Origin of the sequence: Pseudomonas sp. Marseille-Q5115 (assembly GCF_916618905.1) — a bacterium.
Lineage (GTDB): Bacteria > Pseudomonadota > Gammaproteobacteria > Pseudomonadales > Pseudomonadaceae > Aquipseudomonas > Aquipseudomonas japonica_A.
The window spans coordinates 3,133,800-3,154,749 of the sequence record NZ_CAKAKI010000001.1 but is presented as its reverse complement, the minus strand read 5'-3'; the positions used below and the strand labels follow the sequence as shown (position 1 = coordinate 3,154,749).

The following is a 20,950-nucleotide window of genomic DNA, read 5'->3' as shown; positions in this document are numbered from 1 at the left end:
GCGTTTCATGCGGACGTGGTGAAATTGGTAGACACACTGGATTTAGGTTCCAGCGGCGCAAGCTGTAAGAGTTCGAGTCTCTTCGTCCGCACCATGTAACAAAAAAACCGTCCTTTGGGGCGGTTTTTTTGTTTTCGAGGTATGCCCGCGACTTCCGCATGAATACTGTTAGGCCTGAAACCCCTGGCATGAAGCGCAAGCTGATAGGGGGGCGGCTTCAGGTACGGAGGAAATCTGATGAATCTTGCGGCGGTACAAGCCCTTCTGCGGGATCGGCTTCCTGGTTTGATCGCTATCTATGTGTTCGGTAGCCAGGCGACCGGGCAGGCAACCGAAACCAGCGATATCGATATCGCGGTGCTTGCGGGCGGTGTGGTAGATCCCCAACTGCTCTGGGAACTCGCAGGAGCGCTCGCCGATATTCTTCATCTTCCCGTCGACCTGCTCGATCTGCGCAGCGCCAGCTCGGTCATGCAGTACCAGGTCATCACCACGGGCCGCTGTCTCTGGTCCAGCGGCGGTGAGGCTCAGATCTACGAAGCCTTTATACTGAGCGAAAAAACCGGGCTGGATGCTGCGCGCGCCGGATTGCTCAGCGATATTGCTCATACGGGACGTATTCATGATCGATGACATTCTGATCAACAAAGCCGCTTCCATCGAGCGGTGTGTGGCCCGGGCGCGCGAAGAGTATGAAAAAGGACCAGAAACGTTCGAGGCGGACTTCACCCGGCAGGATGCTGCGATCCTCAATATTCAGCGCGCCTGCGAGGCGGCTCTCGATATGGGGCATTATTTGATTCGTCGCGAACGCCTTGGCGTGCCTCAGAGCGCGCGGGACGTGTTCGACCTGTTGGCCCGTGGTGGGTGGATAAGCGCCGAGTTAGCGCCTTCCATGAAAAACATGGTGGGCTTCCGGAATATCGCCGTGCACGAATATCAGAAGCTTCAGCTTCCGATCATGGTGGCCATTATCACCCGGCACCTGGATGATTTCGTGGCGTTCAGCTCGGCTGTTCTGCGCCGGGATGGCGGAAGTTCTCAGCAGTCGGAGGCTTGATCGACCTCACCGCCCCTCGCTCATCCACCGCTCAAACGTAACAAACCCTTCCCGCGCCGCATTGGCCGCCGCTTCGATGTCTGCGGGTGCGGTGACATCCCGCGCCAGATGGGCCAGAAAGCCTTTCCACATAACGCCGGTATCGGCGGCGTAGCCGTGCAGCCAGCGCAGCGGCATGGGCGCCAGTTGGGGAGACAGACGCTTATAGAGGTAGGCGCCGCCCAGGGTTGCGCCTTCGCACACGTAGGCCAGGCCGTACGCTTCGGCGAGTGAGGCGGGGCGGGGCGCGTAGGGGCACTCCGGGTGCTGCGTGTCGCCGCTCAGGTCTTCGGTCAGCCAGGCGCTCTTCTGTGCCCTGGCCGCAGGTGCGAATTCAGCAGGCCATGGTAAATCACCGGCGTACAGGTGGCGCTCCACGGGCTGCATCCAGCCGATCACCCGAGCGGCGTATATAAGGTAGTCAGCGCCGGTGAAGCCTGGCGAGCTCAGCGGCGAGGCGGCGTCGAGCGCGGCATGCAGGTCGCGGGTAGCCTCGCGCAGCGCGGCGAGGGCGGGGGAGGTATCCGAGGCGATGATGGTGCTCTCCGGGAACAGGCGAATGCCCAGAGGATAACAGCCTCGCAGGCGACGGCATACCGTTGCGCGGAGGGGCCCGAAGGCTCTGGCTGGGGCTACTTGTCAGCGGTTTTCGGGCGCTGTGTTTCAGGTGGTGCGGGTGGGGTGACTTCTGCCAGTCGAGTGACTAGAATGCTTGCCCTTGATCTGGAGTCGGGAATCGCCGGCTATCGTCTGTGCAACGAGGAATATCCATGCAAGTTTCTGTTGAAAACACTTCGGCGCTCGAACGCCGCATGACCATCGGCGTGCCCGCCGAGCGCATCGAGACCGAAGTCAACAAGCGTCTGCAACAGACTGCCCGCCGGGCAAAAGTGCCGGGCTTCCGCCCTGGCAAGGTGCCCATGAGCGTGATTCGCCAGCGCTACGAAGCCGCAGCGCGTCAGGAAGCCCTCGGCGACCTGATCCAGGCGACCTTCTACGAAGCCGTGGTCGAGCAGAAGCTCAACCCTGCTGGCCAGCCTTCGGTAGAGCCGAAAGTCTTCGAAAAGGGCAAGGACCTCGAATACGTCGCCACCTTCGAAGTATTCCCTGAGTTCACCGTTGCCGGTTTCGAAGGCATCAACGTCGAGCGCCAGAGCGCCGAAGTGAACGACGCCGACGTCGACAACATGCTGGACATCCTGCGCAAGCAGAACGTTCGCTACGAAACCGTCGAGCGTGAAGCGCAGAACGAAGACCAGCTGAACATCGACTTCGTCGGCAAGATCGACGGCGAAGCCTTCTCCGGCGGTTCGGCCACCGGCACCCAGCTGGTGCTGGGCTCTGGCCGCATGATCCCGGGCTTCGAAGATGGCCTGGTGGGCGCCAAGGCCGGCGAAGAGCGCGTGCTGAACGTGACCTTCCCCGAGGATTACCAGAACCTGGACCTGGCCGGCAAGGCCGCCGAGTTCACCGTCAAGGTCAACAGTGTTTCCGCCCCCACCCTGCCTGAGCTGACCGACGAATTCTTCGCCCAGTTCGGCATCAAGGAAGGCGGCATCGACGGCTTCCGCACCGAAGTTCGCAAGAACATGGAGCGCGAGCTTCGCCAGGCGATCAAGGCCAAGGTGAAGAACCAGGTCATGGACGGTTTGCTCGCCAGCAACCCGATCGAAGCGCCGAAGGCTCTGCTGTCCAACGAAATCGACCGTCTGCGCGTGCAGGCCGTTCAGCAGTTCGGTGGCAACATCAAGCCGGACCAGCTGCCCGCCGAGCTGTTCGAAGAGCAAGCCCGCCGCCGCGTGGTGCTCGGCCTGATCGTGGCTGAAGTGGTCAAGCAGTTCGAACTCAAGCCGGACGACGCCCGCGTGCGTGAGCTGATCCAGGAAATGGCTTCGGCCTACCAGGAGCCAGAGCAGGTAGTCAGCTGGTACTACAAGAACGACCAGCAGATGAACGAAGTCCGTTCGGTTGTGCTCGAAGAACAAGTTGTGGATACTGTTCTGCAGAAAGCTAGTGTGACTGACAAAGCGGTCTCTTACGAAGAAGCGGTAAAACCGGCCCAGGCGGCGCCTGAAGCCGCGTAAATCGGCCCAGCTTCGGAATAACCATAAGCCAGCCTTCGCGCTGGCTTATGCGTATCTAAGGCATGACTAATTGGGAGTGAGTGCAGGCATGTCCCGCAATTCTTATATTCAGAGCTCTGACATCCAGGCCGCTGGTGGCCTGGTCCCGATGGTTATCGAGCAGTCCGCGCGTGGCGAGCGCGCCTACGACATCTACTCACGCCTCCTCAAGGAGCGGGTGATCTTCCTGATCGGGCCGGTCGAAGACTACATGGCCAACCTGGTCGCAGCGCAATTGCTGTTCCTGGAAGCCGAAAACCCGGACAAGGACATTCACCTTTACATCAACTCACCCGGCGGCTCGGTAACGGCTGGCATGTCGATCTACGACACCATGCAGTTCATCAAGCCGGACGTATCCACCATCTGCATCGGTCAAGCGTGCAGCATGGGTGCGTTCCTGCTGGCTGGCGGTGCGAAGGGCAAGCGTTACTGCCTGCCCAACTCTCGCATGATGATTCACCAGCCGTTGGGCGGCTTCCAGGGCCAGGCGTCGGACATCGACATCCATGCCCGGGAAATCCTGTCCATCCGTGCCCGTTTGAACGAACTGCTGGCCTATCACACCGGCCAAAGCATCGAAACCATCGAGCAGGACACCAACCGCGACAACTTCATGAGCGCCCCGCGCGCGGCCGAGTACGGTCTCGTTGACTCGGTTCTCGACAAGCGGCAAATGCCCGCGTAATAGGCGTGAATCCTGTGTGGCGGGGCGTTCCCGCCATTCGCGGGCTTGAAAAAGCCCGCAATTGCCTTCATCTTGTGTTTCAAGCCTACAGGATTGGATAGATCGAATGACTGACACCCGCAACGGCGAGGACAACGGCAAACTGCTCTATTGCTCCTTCTGCGGCAAAAGCCAGCATGAAGTACGCAAATTGATTGCCGGCCCCTCGGTCTTCATCTGTGACGAGTGCGTCGACCTGTGCAACGACATCATCCGCGAGGAGGTGCAAGAAGCACAGGCAGAGAGCAGCTCTCACAAGTTGCCGTCGCCCAAGGAAATCAGCGGCATTCTCGACCAGTACGTCATTGGTCAGCAGCGTGCCAAGAAGGTCCTGGCGGTCGCGGTGTACAACCACTACAAGCGGTTGAACCAGCGCGACAAGAAAAACGACGACGTCGAGCTCGGCAAGAGCAACATTCTGCTGATCGGGCCCACCGGCTCGGGCAAAACCCTGCTTGCCGAAACCCTGGCTCGCCTGCTCAACGTTCCCTTCACCATCGCCGACGCCACTACGCTGACCGAAGCCGGCTATGTGGGTGAAGACGTCGAGAACATTATTCAGAAGCTGTTGCAGAAGTGCGACTACGATGTGGAAAAGGCCCAGATGGGTATTGTCTACATCGACGAAATCGACAAGATTTCCCGCAAGTCGGACAACCCCTCCATCACCCGTGACGTGTCGGGTGAGGGTGTGCAGCAGGCCTTGCTCAAGCTCATCGAGGGCACCGTGGCCTCGGTACCGCCGCAGGGCGGGCGCAAGCATCCCCAGCAGGAATTCCTGCAGGTTGACACCCGCAACATTCTCTTCATCTGCGGCGGTGCGTTCTCCGGGCTTGAAAAAGTCATCCAGAACCGCTCCACCAAAGGCGGCATCGGCTTCAACGCCGAGGTTCGCAGCCGTGAAGAAGGCAAGAAGGTTGGCGAGTCCCTGCGTGAAGTAGAGCCGGATGACCTCGTGAAGTTTGGCCTGATTCCCGAGTTCGTAGGTCGCCTGCCGGTGCTGGCGACGCTCGACGAGCTCGACGAAGCGGCGCTTGTTCAAATCCTCACCGAACCGAAGAACGCGTTGTCCAAGCAATACGGCAAGCTGTTCGAAATGGAAGGCGTGGACCTCGAGTTCCGTGCCGATGCGCTCAAGTCCGTGGCCCGCAAGGCCCTGGAGCGCAAGACCGGTGCCCGTGGCCTGCGGTCGATCCTCGAAGGCGTGTTGCTCGACACCATGTATGAAATTCCTTCCCAGAAGGACGTCAGCAAGGTGGTGATCGACGAAAGCGTGATCGATGGTACGTCCAAGCCGCTGTTGATCTACGAGAACAGCGAGCCGCCTGCCAAGGCAGCACCCGATGCGTGATTCGCGCATTGCCGGCTTTTTGGGCTGAGCGATAGCAGAAAGGGCCTTCGGGCCCTTTTTTTGTCCGAGTCCGATGCTTGTTTTTTCCCGAGGCTACCCCCAGATTAGCCTCAGGCTTATTTTCATCTGTGAGCGGCTTTGCGCCGCTGAAGAGGCGAAACCATGAAGACGACCATCGAATTGCCTCTCCTGCCATTGCGTGATGTGGTGGTCTATCCGCATATGGTGATCCCACTGTTCGTGGGACGCGAGAAATCCATCGAAGCCCTCGAGGCCGCGATGGCGGGCGAGAAGCAGATCCTTCTGCTGGCCCAGCGTAATCCCGGGGATGACGATCCGGGCGAGGACGCCCTTTATCGAACCGGTACCGTAGCCACCGTATTGCAGCTGCTCAAGCTGCCCGATGGCACCGTGAAGGTGCTGGTGGAAGGCGAGCAGCGCGGCACTGTCGAAAAATTCCTGGAGGTTGACGGGCACGTGCGTGCACAGGTCAGCCTGATCGAGGAAAGCGCAGCGCCGGATCGCGAAGCTGAAGTGTTCGTGCGCAGCCTCCTGTCGCAGTTCGAACAATACGTACAGCTGGGCAAAAAAGTCCCGGCTGAAGTGCTGTCTTCGCTCAACAGCATCGACGAGCCCGGGCGCCTGGTAGATACCATGGCCGCGCACATGGCGCTGAAGATCGAACAGAAGCAGGAAATCCTCGAGATCATCGAGCTGTCGGCCCGCGTAGAGCGCGTGCTTGCCCTGCTGGATGCCGAAATCGACCTACTGCAGGTGGAGAAACGCATCCGTGGCCGCGTGAAGAAACAGATGGAACGCAGCCAGCGCGAGTACTACCTCAACGAGCAGATGAAAGCCATCCAGAAGGAGCTTGGCGACGGTGAGGAAGGCCATAACGAAGTCGAGGAGCTGAAGAAGCGCATCGAGGCTGCAGGGCTCCCCAGGGACGCCATGGCCAAGGCGACCGCCGAGCTCAACAAGCTCAAGCAGATGTCGCCGATGTCTGCCGAGGCCACCGTGGTGCGTTCGTACATCGACTGGCTCGCCCAGGTGCCGTGGAAAGCCCAGAGCAAGGTGCGCCTGGACCTCGCTCGCGCCGAGCAAATCCTCGACGCCGACCATTACGGCCTCGAGGAAGTGAAAGAACGTATCCTCGAATACCTTGCCGTGCAAAAGCGCGTGAAGAAGATTCGCGGCCCGGTGCTGTGCCTGGTGGGTCCGCCCGGGGTAGGTAAAACCTCCCTGGCAGAATCGATCGCCAACGCTACCAATCGCAAGTTTGTGCGGATGGCCTTGGGCGGGGTGCGTGACGAAGCGGAAATCCGCGGCCACCGCCGGACCTATATCGGCTCCATGCCCGGCCGGCTTATTCAGAAGATGACCAAGGTCGGCGTGCGCAACCCGCTCTTCCTGCTCGACGAAATCGACAAGATGGGCAGCGACATGCGTGGCGACCCCGCCTCGGCATTGCTCGAAGTGCTGGATCCGGAGCAGAACCACAGCTTCAACGACCATTACCTGGAAGTGGACTACGACCTTTCCGACGTGATGTTCCTATGTACCTCCAACTCGATGAACATCCCGCCAGCGCTGCTGGACCGCATGGAAGTCATCCGGTTGCCCGGCTACACCGAAGACGAGAAGATCAACATCGCTACCCGGTACCTCACGCCCAAGCAGGTCACTGCCAACGGCTTGAAGAAAACCGAGCTGGAAATCGACACCCAGGCGATCCGTGACATCATTCGGTACTACACACGTGAAGCGGGTGTGCGCAGCCTCGAGCGGCAAATTGCCAAGATCTGCCGCAAGGTGGTCAAGGAGCACGCTCAGGCTAAAAACGTGGCGGTGAAGGTAACGCCCGAGTCGCTTGAGCACTTGTTGGGTGTACGCAAGTTCCGTTACGGGCTGGCGGAGCAGCAAGACCAGATCGGCCAGGTTACCGGCCTTGCCTGGACGCAGGTGGGTGGCGAGCTGCTGACCATCGAAGCGGCAGTGGTGCCTGGCAAGGGCCACCTGATCAAGACCGGCTCGCTGGGTGACGTGATGGGAGAATCCATCACTGCCGCGCTTACCGTGGTGCGTAGCCGGGCAAAAAGCCTGGGTATCGCGCTCGATTTCCACGAGAAGCGCGACACGCACATTCACATGCCTGAAGGCGCCACGCCCAAGGATGGCCCGAGTGCCGGTATCGGCATGTGCACAGCGGTGGTGTCGGCGCTTACCCAGATTCCTGTGCGGGCTGATGTGGCGATGACAGGGGAGATTACCCTGCGTGGCCAGGTACTGGCGATTGGCGGGCTGAAGGAAAAACTGCTCGCCGCGCACCGTGGCGGAATCAAGACGGTGATCATTCCTGAGGAAAACGTGCGTGACCTCAAGGAAATTCCGGACAACATCAAGCAGGATCTGCAAATCAAGCCTGTCAAATGGATTGACGAGGTCCTTCAAATTGCGCTGCAATACGCGCCGGAGCCCTTGCCCGACGTGGCTCCCGAGATAGTTGCAAAGGATGACAAGCGCGACGCTGACGCGAAGGAAAGGGTCAGTACGCACTAGGCAGGCCATTTGTACGGGAAAGCTCCCAGACAGAATTCAAGAGCCGCCTTGAAAAGCGGCTCGTTTTGTCGGCAGCGTGTCCGGCAACACACAGTATTCAAAAAAAATATCCAGAAATAACTCAAGATAGAGATAAGGGGACTTAGAGTGAACAAGTCGGAACTGATCGATGCCGTCGCTGCATCCGCTGATATCCCGAAAGCCGTTGCAGGTCGCGCGCTGGACGCTGTGATCGAATCCGTTACCGGCGCGCTGAAAAGTGGCGACTCCGTTGTGCTGGTCGGTTTCGGTACCTTCCAGGTCAAGGAGCGCGCAGAGCGCACCGGCCGTAACCCGCAGTCGGGCGAAGCGATCAAGATCGCCGCAGCCAAGATCCCGGGCTTCAAGCCTGGCAAAGGCCTGAAAGACGCGGTCAACTGATCACCGAGCGGGCGCGACCGGCCACGGTGGCCAAGGTCGTCCGGCTCCGGTGGCGCTGTTCGGCAAGTGACGAGAAGGCGCATCCTCGGATGCGCCTTTTTCATATCGGTTCTGGGCGGTCGGAGATGTAACTGGCCGTTGCTGGGGGAAGCATGCTTCAAAACATCAGGGACAATTCACAGGGGTGGATTGCCAAGACAATCATCGGCGTTATTGTCGTGCTGATGGCCTTGACGGGTTTCGACGCGATCTTCCGCGCCACCAGTCACAGCCAGGACGCCGCCAAGGTAAACGGCGACACCATTACCCAGGCCGAGCTTGGCCAGGCGGTCGAGATGCAGCGCCGCCAGCTCATGCAGCAGCTTGGGCGCGAATTCGACCCTTCCCTGCTCGACGACAAGATGCTGCGCGAAGCTGCCCTCAAGGGCCTGATCGATCGCAAGCTGCTGCTGCAGGGCGCGCACGACGCGGGCTTCGTATTCACCGACGCCGCAGTGGATCAAGTGATCCTGCAGATGCCGGAGTTCCAGCAGGACGGCGCCTTCAGCGCTGAACGCTTCGACCAGTTCATTCGCCAGCTGGGCTTCTCGCGGATGCAGTTCCGTCAGATGCTCGCCGAGGAAATGCTGATCAGCCAACTGCGCGCCGGCCTGGCGGGTAGCAGCTTTGTGACAGAGGACGAAGTAGCGGCCTATGCACGCCTGAACAAGCAAACCCGCGACTTTGCCAACCTCACCTTTAAAGCCGATCCGTCCGCGATCAAGGTCAGTGACGAGGACGTGAAAACCTACTACGACGCCCATGCCAAAGAGTTCATGAGCCCGGATCAGGTGGTGATCGACTACATCGAGCTGAAGAAGTCTGCTTATTTCGATCAGGTGAAGGTCAGTGATGAGGACCTGCAGGCTCAGTATCAGAAAGAGATTTCGAACCTCGCCGAGCAACGCCGCGCGGCTCACATCCTCGTGGAAGTGAACGACAAGGTGACCGACGAGCAGGCCAAGGCCCGCATCACCGAAATCCAGCAACGCCTGGAGAAGGGTGAAGACTTCGCCAAGGTTGCCAAGGAAACCTCCCAAGACCCGGGCTCTGCCGCCAATGGAGGCGACCTGGGCTATGCCGGCAAAGGCGTATATGACGAGGCCTTCGAAACCGCCCTGTACAGCCTCAAGGCCGATCAGGTGTCGGCGCCGGTGCGTACCCAGTTCGGCTACCATCTGATCAAGCTGCTCGGCGTGGAAGCGCCTCAGGTGCCTACCTTCGCCAGCCTGAAAGACAAGCTCACCCGCGAACTGAAAACCTCGCAGGTCGAGCAGCGCTACGTGGAAGCGAGCAAGAAGCTCGAAGACGCCGCCTTCGAGGCGTCGGACCTCGCGCAACCCGCGCAGGACCTCGGCCTTGCCGTGCAAACGTCCGAGCCGTTCGGCCGTGACGGCGGCGCCCAGGGCATCACCGCCAACCGTGCCGTGATCCAGGCTGCGTTCAGCCAGGAAGTGCTGGAAGAGGGCGCCAACAGCAGCGCTATCGAGCTGGATCCGGACACTACTGTGGTGATTCATGCCAAGGAGCACCGCAAGCCTGCCCAGCTGGCGCTGGAAGCCGTAGCCGAGCCGATTCGCAAGGAACTGGCCCGCGAGCGTGCCGCAGAGGCGGTGAAAGCCAAGGGCGAAGCGCTGCTCGCAGACCTGCGCAGCGGCAAGGCTGCCCCGACCGCGCCACAGAATGGTCAGGCCTGGAAAACCGCGGAAGCGGCCAGCCGTACCCAGGAAGGTTTCGACGCTGCCGTATTGAATGCGGTATTCCAGATGCCGAAGCCGAGCGAGAAGGGCAAGCCAACCTTCGCCAGCGTTGCATTGCGCGATGGCAGCCTCGTGGTACTGCGCCTTAACGGGGTAAACGAAGGCGCAATGCCTACGGATCAGGAAAAGACCACCTATCGCCAGGCGCTGGCCTCGCGCCAGGGTCAGATGGACTTCGCCGCGTTCCGCAAGCAGCTTCAGGAAAAAGCCGAGGTGAAGCGCTACTGATAGCGCCCGCCCACAAAAAAGGCCGCTGATCGCGGCCTTTTTTGTGGGCGGGATAAACCAACCGATTACTCGGTGAGGTCACCCATGGCCGTGGTGTTGAAACCACCATCCACGTACATGATCTCGCCGCTTACGCCAGAGGCCAGGTCCGAGCACAGGAAGGCGCCGGCGTTGCCGACTTCTTCGATGGTCACGTTGCGGCGCAGTGGGGTTTGAGCTTCGTTGGCGTCCAGCATCTTGCGGAAGTTCTTGATGCCCGAGGCCGCCAGGGTGCGGATCGGGCCGGCCGAAATAGCGTTCACGCGGATGCCTTCCGGGCCCAGGCTGCGGGCGAGGTAACGTACGCCAGCTTCAAGGCTGGCCTTGGCCATGCCCATTACGTTGTAGTTGGGCATGGTGCGCTCGGCGCCCAGGTAAGACAGGGTGAGCAGGCTACCGTTGCGGCCCTGCATCAACTCGCGGCCGGCCTTGGCCAGTGCCACGAAGCTGTAGGCGCTGATGTCATGGGCAATGCGGAAGCCATCACGGGTGGTAGCGCTGGTGAAGTCGCCATCGAGCTGGTCACCCGGCGCGAAACCGACCGAATGAACGATGCAATCCAGGCCGTCCCACTTCTGCGCCAGCGCCTCGAACACCTTGGCGATTTCGTCATCGTTTGCCACGTCGCACGGGAAGCACAGCTCAGGGCCCGAGCCCCAGCCACTGGCGAATTCCTCGACACGACCTTTGAGTTTGTCGTTCTGATAGGTGAAAGCCAGCTCCGCACCTTCGCGATGCATCGCTGCGGCGATACCGGATGCGATGGACAATTTGCTCGCAACACCGACGATCAGTACGCGCTTACCGGCGAGAAAACCCATGTGTTTGTTCCTCTTCTAATTAATCGACAGCGACCGGGGCCATGAAGGCAGCTTCCAGTAGCTGTTGTGTATAGGGGTGTTGCGGCGCGGCGAATATGGCCGCTGCCTCCCCTTGTTCTACGACCTGGCCCTGCTTCATGACCACCAGCTGATGGCTCAGGGCCTTGACCACGGCCAGGTCATGGCTGATGAACAGATATGTCAGGCCATGCCTGGCCTGCAACGATCGCAGCAGCTCCACCACTTGACGTTGCACGGTTCGGTCCAGCGCGGAGGTAGGCTCGTCCAGCACGATCAGGGCTGGCTGCAGCACCAGCGCCCGCGCGATGGCGATTCGTTGCCGCTGGCCCCCGGAAAACTCGTGAGGGTAGCGGTGACGGGTGTCCGGGTCCAGCCCGACCTCCCGCAGCACGGCAACAATAGCCGCCTGCTGCTCCTGCGCAGTGCCGATACCGTGAATGCGCAGCCCCTCTCCGACGATCTGCCCTACGCTCATGCGCGGGCTGAGGCTGCCGAAGGGGTCCTGAAACACCACTTGCATCTCTCTGCGCAGCGGGCGTACTTCGCCGCGGTCAAGCCCTTGCAGGTCCGTACCGTGGAAGCGGATGCCCCCTTGGCTCTGGATCAGGCGAAGGATCGCCAGGCCCAGCGTGGACTTGCCCGAGCCGCTTTCTCCCACCACGCCAAGCGTTTGCCCTCGGGGCAACGAAAAGCCGATACCGTCTACTGCCTTGATGTGGTCCGTGGTGCGCCGCAGCAGGCCTTTGCGGACCGGGAACCACACACGCAGGTCCCTCACTTCGAGCAATGGCTCAGCCTGAGGGCTGGCAACTGGCTTGCCAGCGGGTTCAGCGGCAAGTAATTCGCGGGTGTACGGATGCTGCGGTTCACGAAACAATTGTTCACATGCTGCCTGTTCGACGATGCAACCGCGCTGCATGACACATACACGGTGGGCGATTCTTCTCACCAGGTTCAAATCATGGCTGATCAACAGCATGGCCATGCCCAGGCGGGCTTGCAAATCCTTGAGCAGATCAAGGATGCGCAGCTGTACCGTCACGTCGAGGGCAGTGGTAGGTTCATCGGCAATCAGCAGCTCTGGTTCGTTGGCCAGGGCCATGGCGATCATCACCCGCTGGCGCTGCCCGCCGGACAGTTCATGGGGCAGCGCGCGCAGGCGCCGGGCAGGCTCGGGAATGCCCACCAGCGCCAGGAGTTCGAGGATGCGCTCGCGGGCGGCCGCACCGGTCAGCCCCTTGTGTAGAGCGAGCACTTCGCCGATCTGCTTTTCGATGGGCTGCAGCGGGTTCAGCGAGGTCATGGGCTCCTGAAAGATCATGGCGATGCGGTTGCCGCGAATCTTCTGCAAGGTTCGCTCGCTGGCGCGCAGCAGGTCCTGGCCACCGTAGCGGATTTCCCCGCTGGGGTGGCGAGCGAGCGGGTAGGGCAGCAGGCGCAGGATGGAATGCGCGGTCACGGATTTTCCCGAGCCGCTTTCGCCCACCAGCGCCAGGGTTTCGCCCTTGCGGATGTCGAAGCTCACGCCGGCCACGGCGCGCTGGACCTGCTCGTTGCCATGGAACTCCACGGCCAGGTCGCGGATTTCGATCAAGGTATCGGTGGTCATGTCATTTCCTTGGATCGAATGCGTCACGGGCGGCTTCGCCGATGAATACCAGCAGGCTGAGCATCAGGGCCAGTACGCAGAACGCGCTGATACCGAGCCAGGGCGCCTGAAGGTTGGCCTTGGCCTGGCCTACCAGCTCTCCCAGCGAAGGCGAGCCTGCGGGCAGCCCGAAGCCGAGAAAGTCCAGCGCGGTCAAGGTGCCGATGGCGCCCGTGAGGATGAAAGGCAGGTAGGTCATGGTCGACACCATGGCGTTCGGCAGTATGTGATGGAACATGATCGGCCCGTCGCGCATGCCCAGCGCCCGGGCGGCGCGCACATACTCCAGGTTGCGCCCGCGAAGGAACTCCGCGCGTACCACGTCCACGAGGCTCATCCAGGAAAACAGCAACATGATGCCGAGCAGCCACCAGAAGTTGGGTTGTACGAAGCTGGCAAGGATGATCAGCAGGTAGAGCACCGGTAAGCCGGACCACACCTCCAGAAAACGCTGCCCGGCCAGGTCTACCCAGCCACCATAGAACCCTTGCAGCGCGCCGGCGAGCACCCCGATCAACGAGCTGAGCAGGGTAAGGGTGAGGGCAAACAATACCGAGATGCGAAAGCCATAGATCACCCGGGCCAGTACATCGCGCCCCTGGTCATCGGTGCCCAGCCAGTTTTGCGAGGACGGCGGCGCCGGCGCCGGGACCTTCAGGTCATAGTTGATGCTCTGGTAGTTGAAGGGGATAGGCGGCCACAGCGTCCAGGCGCCTTGCCGCTCCAACAGGTCGCGGACATAGGGACTTTTGTAATTAGCTTCCAACGGAAATTCTCCGCCAAAAGTGGTTTCCGGGTAACGCTCGAAAGCCGGGAAATACCAGGCATCGTTTACATGGATCAGCAACGGCTTGTCGTTGGCGATCAACTCGGCGCCCAGGCTCAGCACGAACAATACGCTGAACAGCCATAGCGACCACCAGCCGCGCTTGTGCGCCTTGAAGCGTTGCAGCCGGCGTCGATTCAACGGAGAAAGGGCCATCAGTGCTTCCTGCCTTCGAAGTCGATGCGGGGGTCCACAAACGTATAGGTCAGGTCTCCAATCAGCTTCACCAGCAAGCCCACCAACGTGAAAATGAATAACGTGCCGAATACCACCGGGTAGTCGCGGTTGATTGCCGCCTCAAAGCTCATGAGCCCCAGGCCATCGAGGGAGAAAATCACCTCGATCAACAGCGAACCGGTAAAGAAAATGCCGATGAACGCCGAAGGAAACCCTGCCACTACCAACAGCATCGCGTTACGGAACACGTGGCCATACAGCACGCGCCGCTGGTTAAGGCCCTTGGCGCGGGCGGTGATCACATACTGTTTGCCGATCTCGTCCAGGAAGCTGTTTTTCGTGAGCAGGGTCATGGTGGCGAAGTTACCGATGACCAATGCAGTGACCGGCAACGCCAGATGCCAGAAGTAGTCCAGCACCTTCCCGCCCAGGCTCAATTGATCGAAATCATTGGAAGTGAGCCCGCGCAGGGGGAACCAATGCAGGTAGCTCCCACCAGCGAACAGCACGATCAGCAGGATCGCGAACAGGAAGGCCGGCACGGCGTAACCGATCACGATCGCCGAACTGGTCCACACGTCGAAAGCGGACCCATGGCGGGTGGCCTTGGCAATCCCCAGCGGAATAGACACCAGGTACATGATCAGTGTGCTCCACAGCCCCAGGGAGATGGACACCGGCATCTTCTCCACAATCAGGTCGGTGACCTTGGCGTCTCGGAAAAAGCTATCGCCGAAGTCCAGGCGGGCGTAGTTCTTGATCATGATCCACAGGCGTTCAGGTGCCGGCTTGTCGAACCCGTACAGCCGTTCGATTTCAGCGATAAGGGCTGGGTCGAGCCCCTGGGCACCTCGATAGGTCGCACCCGCGACCGCAACCTCGGCGCCACCGCCGCCGATACGGCTGGTGGCACCTTCGAAGCCTTCGAGCTTGGCGATCATCTGCTCCACCGGCCCCCCGGGCGCGGCCTGGATGATCACAAAGTTGATCACCAGAATGCCAAGCAGGGTAGGGACAATCAGCAGCAAACGCCGCAGCAGGTAAGCGAGCATCAGTTTGCCTCCGTGGCCGGCTTGGCCCACCAAGTGTTCAGGCCGATGTCATACCGGGGCGGGGTGGCCGGGTGAGCAAAGCGGTTCCAGTACGCGACGCGCCAGCTGTCCAGGTGCCAGTTTGGAATGAGGATCGCGTTCCAAAGCAGCACACGGTCCAGAGCGCGGGCATGGGTCACCAGGCTGGCGCGGGTCTCGGCATTGATCAGCCCGTCCAGCAGGGTGTCCACGGCGGGGTCCTTCAAGCCCATGAAATTACGGCTCCCGGGATTGTCAGCCGCCGCGCTGGACCAGTAGCCCCGCTGTTCGTTGCCAGGCGATGCGGACTGCGGAAAGCTGGCAACGATCATGTCGAAGTCTCTGGAACGCAGCCGGTTGACGTACTGCGACACGTCTACCCGGCGCAGCACCAGGTCGATGCCCAAGTCCTTCAGGTTGCGCTTGTAGGGCAGCAACACCCGTTCGAAATCCGGCTGCATCAACAGAAACTCGATCACCACCGGTTGGCCCTGGGCATCGAGCATTTGGTCCCCTACGATGTGCCAGCCGGCCTCCTGCAACAGGCGATATGCTTCACGTTGCTGGTCGCGAATGATCCCGCTGCCGTCGGTCACCGGGTTGCGCCATTGCTCGCTGAACACCTGCGGGGGCACTTGATTTCGCAACGGTTCGAGCAGCTTGAGCTCGGCGGCGTTGGGCAGGCCCTCGGCGGCCATTTCGGAATTTTCGAAGAAGCTGCCATTGCGGATGTAGGCGCCGTTGAACAGTTGCTTGTTGGTCCATTCAAAATCCAGCAGCAGCGCTAGCGCGCGACGCACGCGCACGTCAGTGAACAAGGGCCGACGCTGGTTGAACACGAAGCCTTGCATGCCACTGGGGCTGCCATTGGGTATTTCCTCACGCACCAGGCGGCCGGCTTTCACGGCAGGCACGTCGTAGGCTGTGGCCCAGTTCTTCGCAATCATCTCCTGCCAGTAGTCGAATTGCCCCGCCTTGAGCGCCTCCAGGGCCACGGTGGAATCCCGATAGTAGTCGTATACCAGCGTGTCGAAGTTGTATTGCCCCCGGTTCACGGGAAGGTCCTTGGCCCAGTAATCCTTTACCCGCTCATAGCGCACGGAGCGGCCGGCCTGCACCTCGGCGACTCGATACGGCCCGCTGCCCAGCGGAATGTCCAGGTTGCCGCGCTCGAAGTCCCGGCCTTCCCAGGCATGCTTGGGCAATATGGGCAATTGGCCCAGGATCAGCGGCAGTTCGCGGTTGGCGTTGCCCTTGAACTTGAACAGCACCTGCAGCGGCCCTTCGACGACCACCTTGTCCACGTCGGCGTAATAGCTGCGATAAAACGGCGCGCCGTGGGTGGTCAGTGCCTCGAACGTAAACGCGACATCCTCGGCCCGCAGCGGGTGCCCGTCATGGAAGCGCGCTTCGGGCCGCAGGTAGAAACGCACCCAGGTATGGTCGGGGGCTTTCTCGATCCGCTGTGCCACCAGCCCGTACTCGGTCATCGGCTCGTCAAGGCTCTGTACCGCCAGGGTGTCGTAGATCTGCTCCACGCCCGTGGCTGGCACACCCTTGTTGATGAACGGGTTGAGGCTGTCGAAACCGCCGATGGCCGCGCGGCGGAAGGTGCCGCCTTTGGGGGCGTCGGGGTTCACGTAGTCGAAATGGGTGAAACTGGCCGGGTAGCGCGGCGGCTCGTCGTACAGCGTGATCGTGTGCTCGTTGCCAGCCTGCGCCAGGCCGGCCGTGGTCAGCCAAAGCAGCGCACAGGCCATACGAGCCATGGCGGGGTAAAACGTCATCGGTCGTTCTCCAGAGGCTTGAGCCACCAGGTGTTCAATGCCAAGGCGTAGGGCGGAGTAGGGAGGTGCTCGAAGCGGTTGCGGTAGGCGAGGCGGTGATAGCCCAGGTACCAGTTGGGCACCATGTAATGCTGCCATAGCAGTACCCGGTCCAGTGCCCGGGCGGCGGCTACCTGCTGCTCGCGGCTATGCGCCGCCAGCAACTGGTCAAGCAGCCGGTCCACCACCGGGTCGCCGACACCGGCGTAATTCTTGCTGCCTTTGATGGCCACCTGGCTGGAATGAAAGTACTGCCATTGTTCCAGGCCCGGGCTTAGCGTTTGTGGAAGCGTCATCAGGATCATGTCGAAGTCGAACTGGTCCAGCCGCTGTTTGTATTGCGCGCGGTCGACAGTGCGCAGCCGTGCTTCGATGCCCACGCGGGCAAGGTTTTCCACGTAGGGCTCGAGGATGCGCTCCAGCGCCGGGTTCACCAGCAACAGCTCGAGCTGCAATGGTTGGCCGGCGCGGTTTCTCAGCTGGCCGTCGCGATAGCTCCAACCTGCCTCGGCCAGCAGGGCCATGGCATTGCGCAGGGTATCTCTTGGAATGCCATTGCCGTCGGTATGCGGCACCTCGAACGGCTCTGTGAACAGGCGCGGCGGTAGGTGCTCGCGCCAAGGCGCCAGCAATAACCACTCCTGCCCGGTGGGCAGGCCGCTCGCGGTGAATTCACTGTTGGGGAAATAACTGGCCGCCCGCTGGTAGGCGCCGCTGAACAGCGCCCGGTTGGTCCACTCGAAGTCGAACAACATGCCCAGAGCCTGGCGAACCCGCACATCGCTGAACCGGGCGCGTCGGGTATTGATGAACAGCCCTTGGGTCTGGGTGGGGATGCGATGGCGTATTTCCTGCTTGATGATGTCGCCACTCGCTACCGCGGGAATGTCATACCCGGTGGCCCAGTTCTTGGCCTGGTGTTCGATGTAGATATCGAATTCGCCCGCCTTGAACGCTTCGAACGCCACGTTGCTGTCTCGGTAGAACTCCACTTCGACTCGGTCGAAATTGTACTTGCCATGGTTCACCGGGAGGTCTTTGCCCCACCATCGGCGCACCCGCTCGAATACCAGGCGGCGCCCGGGCACAACTTCGGTGATGCGGTAAGGGCCGCTCGTCACCGGCGGCTCGAAGGTGGTGGCCTGGAAGTCTCGACTTTGCCAGTAGTGCCGCGCCAGTACCGGCATTTCTCCCAGGCGAAGGATCAGTAAAGGGTTCCCGCTGCGCTTGAACACGAAGCGCACCCGGTGAGGGCCCAGTTGGTCTACCCGCTGTACTTCCTGGAGGCTGGTGCGGTATTGCGGGTGGCCTTGCTTGAGCAGGGTGCGATACGAGAACACGACGTCGGCTGCGGTAATGGGCTGGCCATCACTGAAGCGCGCTTCTGGTCGCAGGTTGAACACCACCCAGCTGCGGTCGTCGGCGTATTCCACCGAGCGGGCGATCAGCCCATAACTGGAGGTGGGTTCATCGCCGGAGGGGTCGTATTGCCCGGTGCCTACCATCAACGGCTCGCTCAGCTCGCTCACCCCATATTGCAGGAAGTTGGCGGTGGAGGTTGGGCTGGTGCCCTTGAAGGTATAAGGGTTGAGGGTATCGAAGGTGCCCGCAGCCATGATCCGCAGCGTTCCGCCCTTGGGCGCGGCCGGGTTCGCCCAATCGAAGTGGGTAAAGCTGGCAGGGTATTTGAGCGTGCCGAATTGTGCATAGCCATGGCTTTCGATTCGCGTAGCCATGGCCGGGCCAGCGAACGCCAGGCCAAACAGAAGAAGGGGGAGAACGCGCATCAGGTCACAGCTTCGAAGTGGCCAGGCGCGTACATTACCAGACTCGATGCGGCCTCGACAGGTAACCGGCCGAGGCTGGAACTCAGCGATCGATGTAGACGGTAAGCGTTTGGCCAGGGCGCAGCGCCTTGCCCAGGCGTGGGTTCCAGCGCTTGAGGTGCTGCGGTTGAACCTTGAACCGCTTGGCCACGAGCGCGTAGGAGTCGCCCTTGCGAACGGTGTAGCGGGTGCTGCGCTTGTCGCTGGCGGCTGGGCTGGCTGCCTTGGCGCCACCCTGCATGACCAGCATCTGGCCAGCCTTGAGGCGCTTGCCGGTGAGCTTGTTCCAGCGCTGCAGGTCGCTCACGCTGACCTTGTTCGCCTTGGCGATGGACGAGAGGTTGTCGCCCGAACGCACCCGGTAATCCCGGCGTGGCGACGGGGTAGTGCTGGCAACTTGCTCGAACACTTGCTCGCGCGGGCGCAGGGTCAGCAATTCTTCGGGCTTCATCGACGACAGGCTGTCGGCCAGCAGCTGGGCCTTGGCGGTAGGTACCAGCAGGTGTTGTGGCCGGTCCAGTGTCATGCGTTTCTTGAAGGCCGGGTTGAGCTGATACAGCTCGTCTTCGTCGATGTCGGCAAGGGCAGCCACACGGGCCAGATCGAGCCGCTGGTTGATTTCCACCACCTTGAAGTAGGGTTGGTTGGCGATGGGCTCCAGATCTATCCCGTACGCCTGGGGCGAGGACACCACTTCGGAAAGCGCCAGCAGCTTGGGTACGTAGTCCCGGGTTTCCTGTGGCAACGGCAGGTTCCAGTAGTCCGTGGGCAGGCCGAGTTTCTCGTTGCGCTCGATCGCCCGGCTGACCGTGCCTTCACCGGCATTGTAGGCGGCCAGCGCCAGCAGCCAGTCGCCGTTGAACATGTCGTGCAGTTTGCTCAGGTAATCCAGCGCCGCGTTGGTGGACGCGGTTACGTCACGCCGGCCATCGTAGAGGTTGGTTTGGCGCAGGTTGAAATATCGCCCCGTGGACGGGATGAACTGCCACAGCCCTACCGCGTTGGCCCGCGAAAGCGCCATGGGGTTGTAGGCGCTTTCGATGACCGGCAGCAGCGCGAGCTCCAGCGGCATGTTGCGCTCTTCGAGCCTCTCGATGATGTAGTGCAGGTACAGGCTGCCGCGGTCAGCGGAGGTTAGGAGAAATTCCGGATTGCTGACGAACCATAACCGTTGCTGCTCGACCCGTGGGTTTACATCGATGCCGTCCTGCATCTGGAACCCTTCGCGCATGCGTGCCCAGAGGTCCTGCGGCGGCTGCTGCTTGTTTCGCTCCACCTGGAACACCGGCCTGGGCTTGACCCGTTTGGCCAGCGAGGCCGAGGGCGCGGGTGCCGGGGCTTGCTCCACGTGCGCCGCGCTCTGGCAGCCCACCAGCGCGGCGGACAGGGCCAGGGCAATGGCCTGACCAAGCCGGGTAAAGGCGCGGGAGGATGACGTGCGAGGAGTGGTGGGAGACATTGGCGGCGATGTTATCCGGGCAAAAATGTGCGGCGATTCTAGAAAGGGGGGGTAGGGCGGTCAACCTTTCATCCTTCAGTCACCTCGCGTGATCCTGCTCAGAACGTATCCTTCCAGGCCCTGATTGCCGCGAAAACCGCGGCTTCGCTGGGAAGCGGAGCGCCTGCCCGCTGGTCCATTTTTTCTTTAACGGATGTTTCGCCAGCGCGCAAAAACGGGTTCGTGGCCTTTTCCAGGCCGATACTGCTGGGCAGCGTGATTTCGTTTCGCTCGCGCAGTGCCTGCACTTGAGCGAACCGCTCGGCGAGCGCAACGTTGGCTGGCTCTACTTCCCGGGCAAAGCGCAGATTGCTCAACGTGTATTCGTGAGCGCAGTACACCAGCGTGTCGTCCGGGAGTGCCGCCAGGCGACCGAGCGAAACATGCATTTGCTGCGCGGTCCCCTCGAACAGCCGCCCGCATCCGCCGGCGAACAGCGTATCGCCGGACAACACGAACGGTTGCGAGGCGCTTCGGTGAACGAATGCGATGTGCCCGGCGGTATGCCCTGGCACGTCGATCACGTGCAGTGTGAGGCCTAGCACGCTCAGTTGCGCGTTATCTTCGAGCGCCAGATCCAGAGCCGGGATGGTTTCCCTGGCGGGGCCGGCCACCCGGGCGCCTGTGCGGGCCTTGAGTGCGGCAACGCCGCCGGTATGATCATGGTGATGGTGAGTGACCAGGATGTCGCTGAGGCTCCAGGCTGGATGGGCGTCCAGCCAGCGTTCCACGGGCCCGGCGTCGCCCGGGTCCACGACCGCGCAGCGACGGCTTGTATCATCCTGCAACAGCCAGATGTAGTTATCGGAGAACGCGGAGAGAGCTGTGATCTGTATCATGGCGAGATTCGCTACGCTTTGAGATAGGTTGCATAGTAGGCCTGGACGATCCC

The 20,950-nt window shown here is 61.3% G+C and carries 17 protein-coding genes and 1 tRNA gene; 9 read left to right on the top strand and 9 right to left on the bottom strand.

The genetic code is table 11. From position 1 onward, the window contains the following. Positions 1–9: 9 nt before the first annotated feature. The 3 genes from LG385_RS14490 to hepT all read left to right on the top strand — a co-directional run bounded on the left by LG385_RS14490 (position 10) and on the right by hepT (position 1,060). Positions 10–94 (top strand) — tRNA-Leu (locus tag LG385_RS14490). 143 nt (positions 95–237) lie between these two features. After that, positions 238–633, top strand: coding sequence for a type VII toxin-antitoxin system MntA family adenylyltransferase antitoxin (mntA, locus tag LG385_RS14485; protein ID WP_225774867.1), 396 nt, complete (start codon positions 238–240; stop codon positions 631–633). Then, a complete protein-coding gene (gene hepT, locus LG385_RS14480; RefSeq protein WP_225774866.1) occupies positions 623–1,060 on the top strand; it encodes a type VII toxin-antitoxin system HepT family RNase toxin in 438 nt (145 codons plus the stop codon). The genes mntA and hepT overlap by 11 nt, the downstream gene beginning before the upstream one ends. A gap of 6 nt (positions 1,061–1,066) precedes the next feature. On the opposite strand, the gene LG385_RS14475 is transcribed toward hepT, so the two are convergent. After that, positions 1,067–1,600, bottom strand: a complete 534-nt coding sequence (locus LG385_RS14475; protein WP_225776249.1) for a biliverdin-producing heme oxygenase — start codon at positions 1,598–1,600, stop codon at positions 1,067–1,069. A gap of 269 nt (positions 1,601–1,869) precedes the next feature. Here LG385_RS14475 and tig point away from each other — a divergent pair, with 269 nt between their 5' ends. The 6 genes from tig to LG385_RS14445 all read left to right on the top strand — a co-directional run bounded on the left by tig (position 1,870) and on the right by LG385_RS14445 (position 10,306). Further along, positions 1,870–3,183, top strand: coding sequence for a trigger factor (gene tig / locus LG385_RS14470; RefSeq protein WP_181114820.1), 1,314 nt, complete (start codon positions 1,870–1,872; stop codon positions 3,181–3,183). Between the two features lie 88 nt (positions 3,184–3,271). Continuing rightward, positions 3,272–3,910 (top strand): ATP-dependent Clp endopeptidase proteolytic subunit ClpP, encoded by a 639-nt coding sequence (gene clpP, locus LG385_RS14465; RefSeq protein ID WP_181114818.1) that lies wholly within the window; start codon positions 3,272–3,274, stop codon positions 3,908–3,910. Positions 3,911–4,016: 106 nt separating this feature from the next. Next, positions 4,017–5,300, top strand: coding sequence for an ATP-dependent Clp protease ATP-binding subunit ClpX (clpX, locus tag LG385_RS14460; protein WP_181114816.1), 1,284 nt, complete (start codon positions 4,017–4,019; stop codon positions 5,298–5,300). A gap of 162 nt (positions 5,301–5,462) precedes the next feature. Next, the gene (gene lon, locus LG385_RS14455; protein ID WP_181114813.1) at positions 5,463–7,859 is read left to right on the top strand and encodes an endopeptidase La; all 2,397 of its coding nucleotides are present in this window, start codon (positions 5,463–5,465) and stop codon (positions 7,857–7,859) included. A gap of 147 nt (positions 7,860–8,006) precedes the next feature. Next, positions 8,007–8,279, top strand: coding sequence for an HU family DNA-binding protein (locus LG385_RS14450; protein ID WP_181114811.1), 273 nt, complete (start codon positions 8,007–8,009; stop codon positions 8,277–8,279). Positions 8,280–8,431: 152 nt separating this feature from the next. Next, a complete protein-coding gene (locus tag LG385_RS14445; RefSeq protein ID WP_225774865.1) occupies positions 8,432–10,306 on the top strand; it encodes a SurA N-terminal domain-containing protein in 1,875 nt (624 codons plus the stop codon). Between the two features lie 65 nt (positions 10,307–10,371). Here LG385_RS14445 and fabI read toward each other — a convergent pair whose 3' ends face one another. The 8 genes from fabI to gloB form a co-directional block, all read right to left on the bottom strand. After that, positions 10,372–11,166 (bottom strand): enoyl-ACP reductase FabI, encoded by a 795-nt coding sequence (gene fabI, locus LG385_RS14440; RefSeq protein ID WP_225774864.1) that lies wholly within the window; start codon positions 11,164–11,166, stop codon positions 10,372–10,374. 19 nt (positions 11,167–11,185) lie between these two features. After that, on the bottom strand, positions 11,186–12,796 hold the full coding sequence (locus LG385_RS14435) for an ABC transporter ATP-binding protein (RefSeq protein ID WP_225774863.1): 1,611 nt from the start codon (positions 12,794–12,796) through the stop codon (positions 11,186–11,188). 1 nt (position 12,797) lies between these two features. After that, positions 12,798–13,817: an ABC transporter permease gene (locus tag LG385_RS14430; protein ID WP_181118918.1), complete on the bottom strand. Its 1,020-nt coding sequence runs from the start codon at positions 13,815–13,817 to the stop codon at positions 12,798–12,800. Further along, positions 13,817–14,890 (bottom strand): microcin C ABC transporter permease YejB, encoded by a 1,074-nt coding sequence (locus LG385_RS14425; RefSeq protein WP_225774862.1) that lies wholly within the window; start codon positions 14,888–14,890, stop codon positions 13,817–13,819. The genes LG385_RS14430 and LG385_RS14425 overlap by 1 nt, the downstream gene beginning before the upstream one ends. After that, positions 14,890–16,695, bottom strand: coding sequence for an extracellular solute-binding protein (locus LG385_RS14420; RefSeq protein WP_225774861.1), 1,806 nt, complete (start codon positions 16,693–16,695; stop codon positions 14,890–14,892). Before LG385_RS14420 ends, LG385_RS14425 begins: the two co-directional genes overlap by 1 nt. Beyond that, entirely contained in the window at positions 16,692–18,521 is a 1,830-nt protein-coding gene (locus LG385_RS14415; RefSeq protein ID WP_225774860.1) for an extracellular solute-binding protein, read from the bottom strand. Before LG385_RS14415 ends, LG385_RS14420 begins: the two co-directional genes overlap by 4 nt. An 82-nt stretch (positions 18,522–18,603) precedes the next feature. Then, entirely contained in the window at positions 18,604–20,019 is a 1,416-nt protein-coding gene (locus tag LG385_RS14410; RefSeq protein WP_225774859.1) for a lytic transglycosylase domain-containing protein, read from the bottom strand. A 98-nt stretch (positions 20,020–20,117) separates the two neighbouring features. Further along, positions 20,118–20,897, bottom strand: coding sequence for a hydroxyacylglutathione hydrolase (gene gloB, locus LG385_RS14405; RefSeq protein ID WP_225774858.1), 780 nt, complete (start codon positions 20,895–20,897; stop codon positions 20,118–20,120). Positions 20,898–20,950 lie beyond the last annotated feature (53 nt).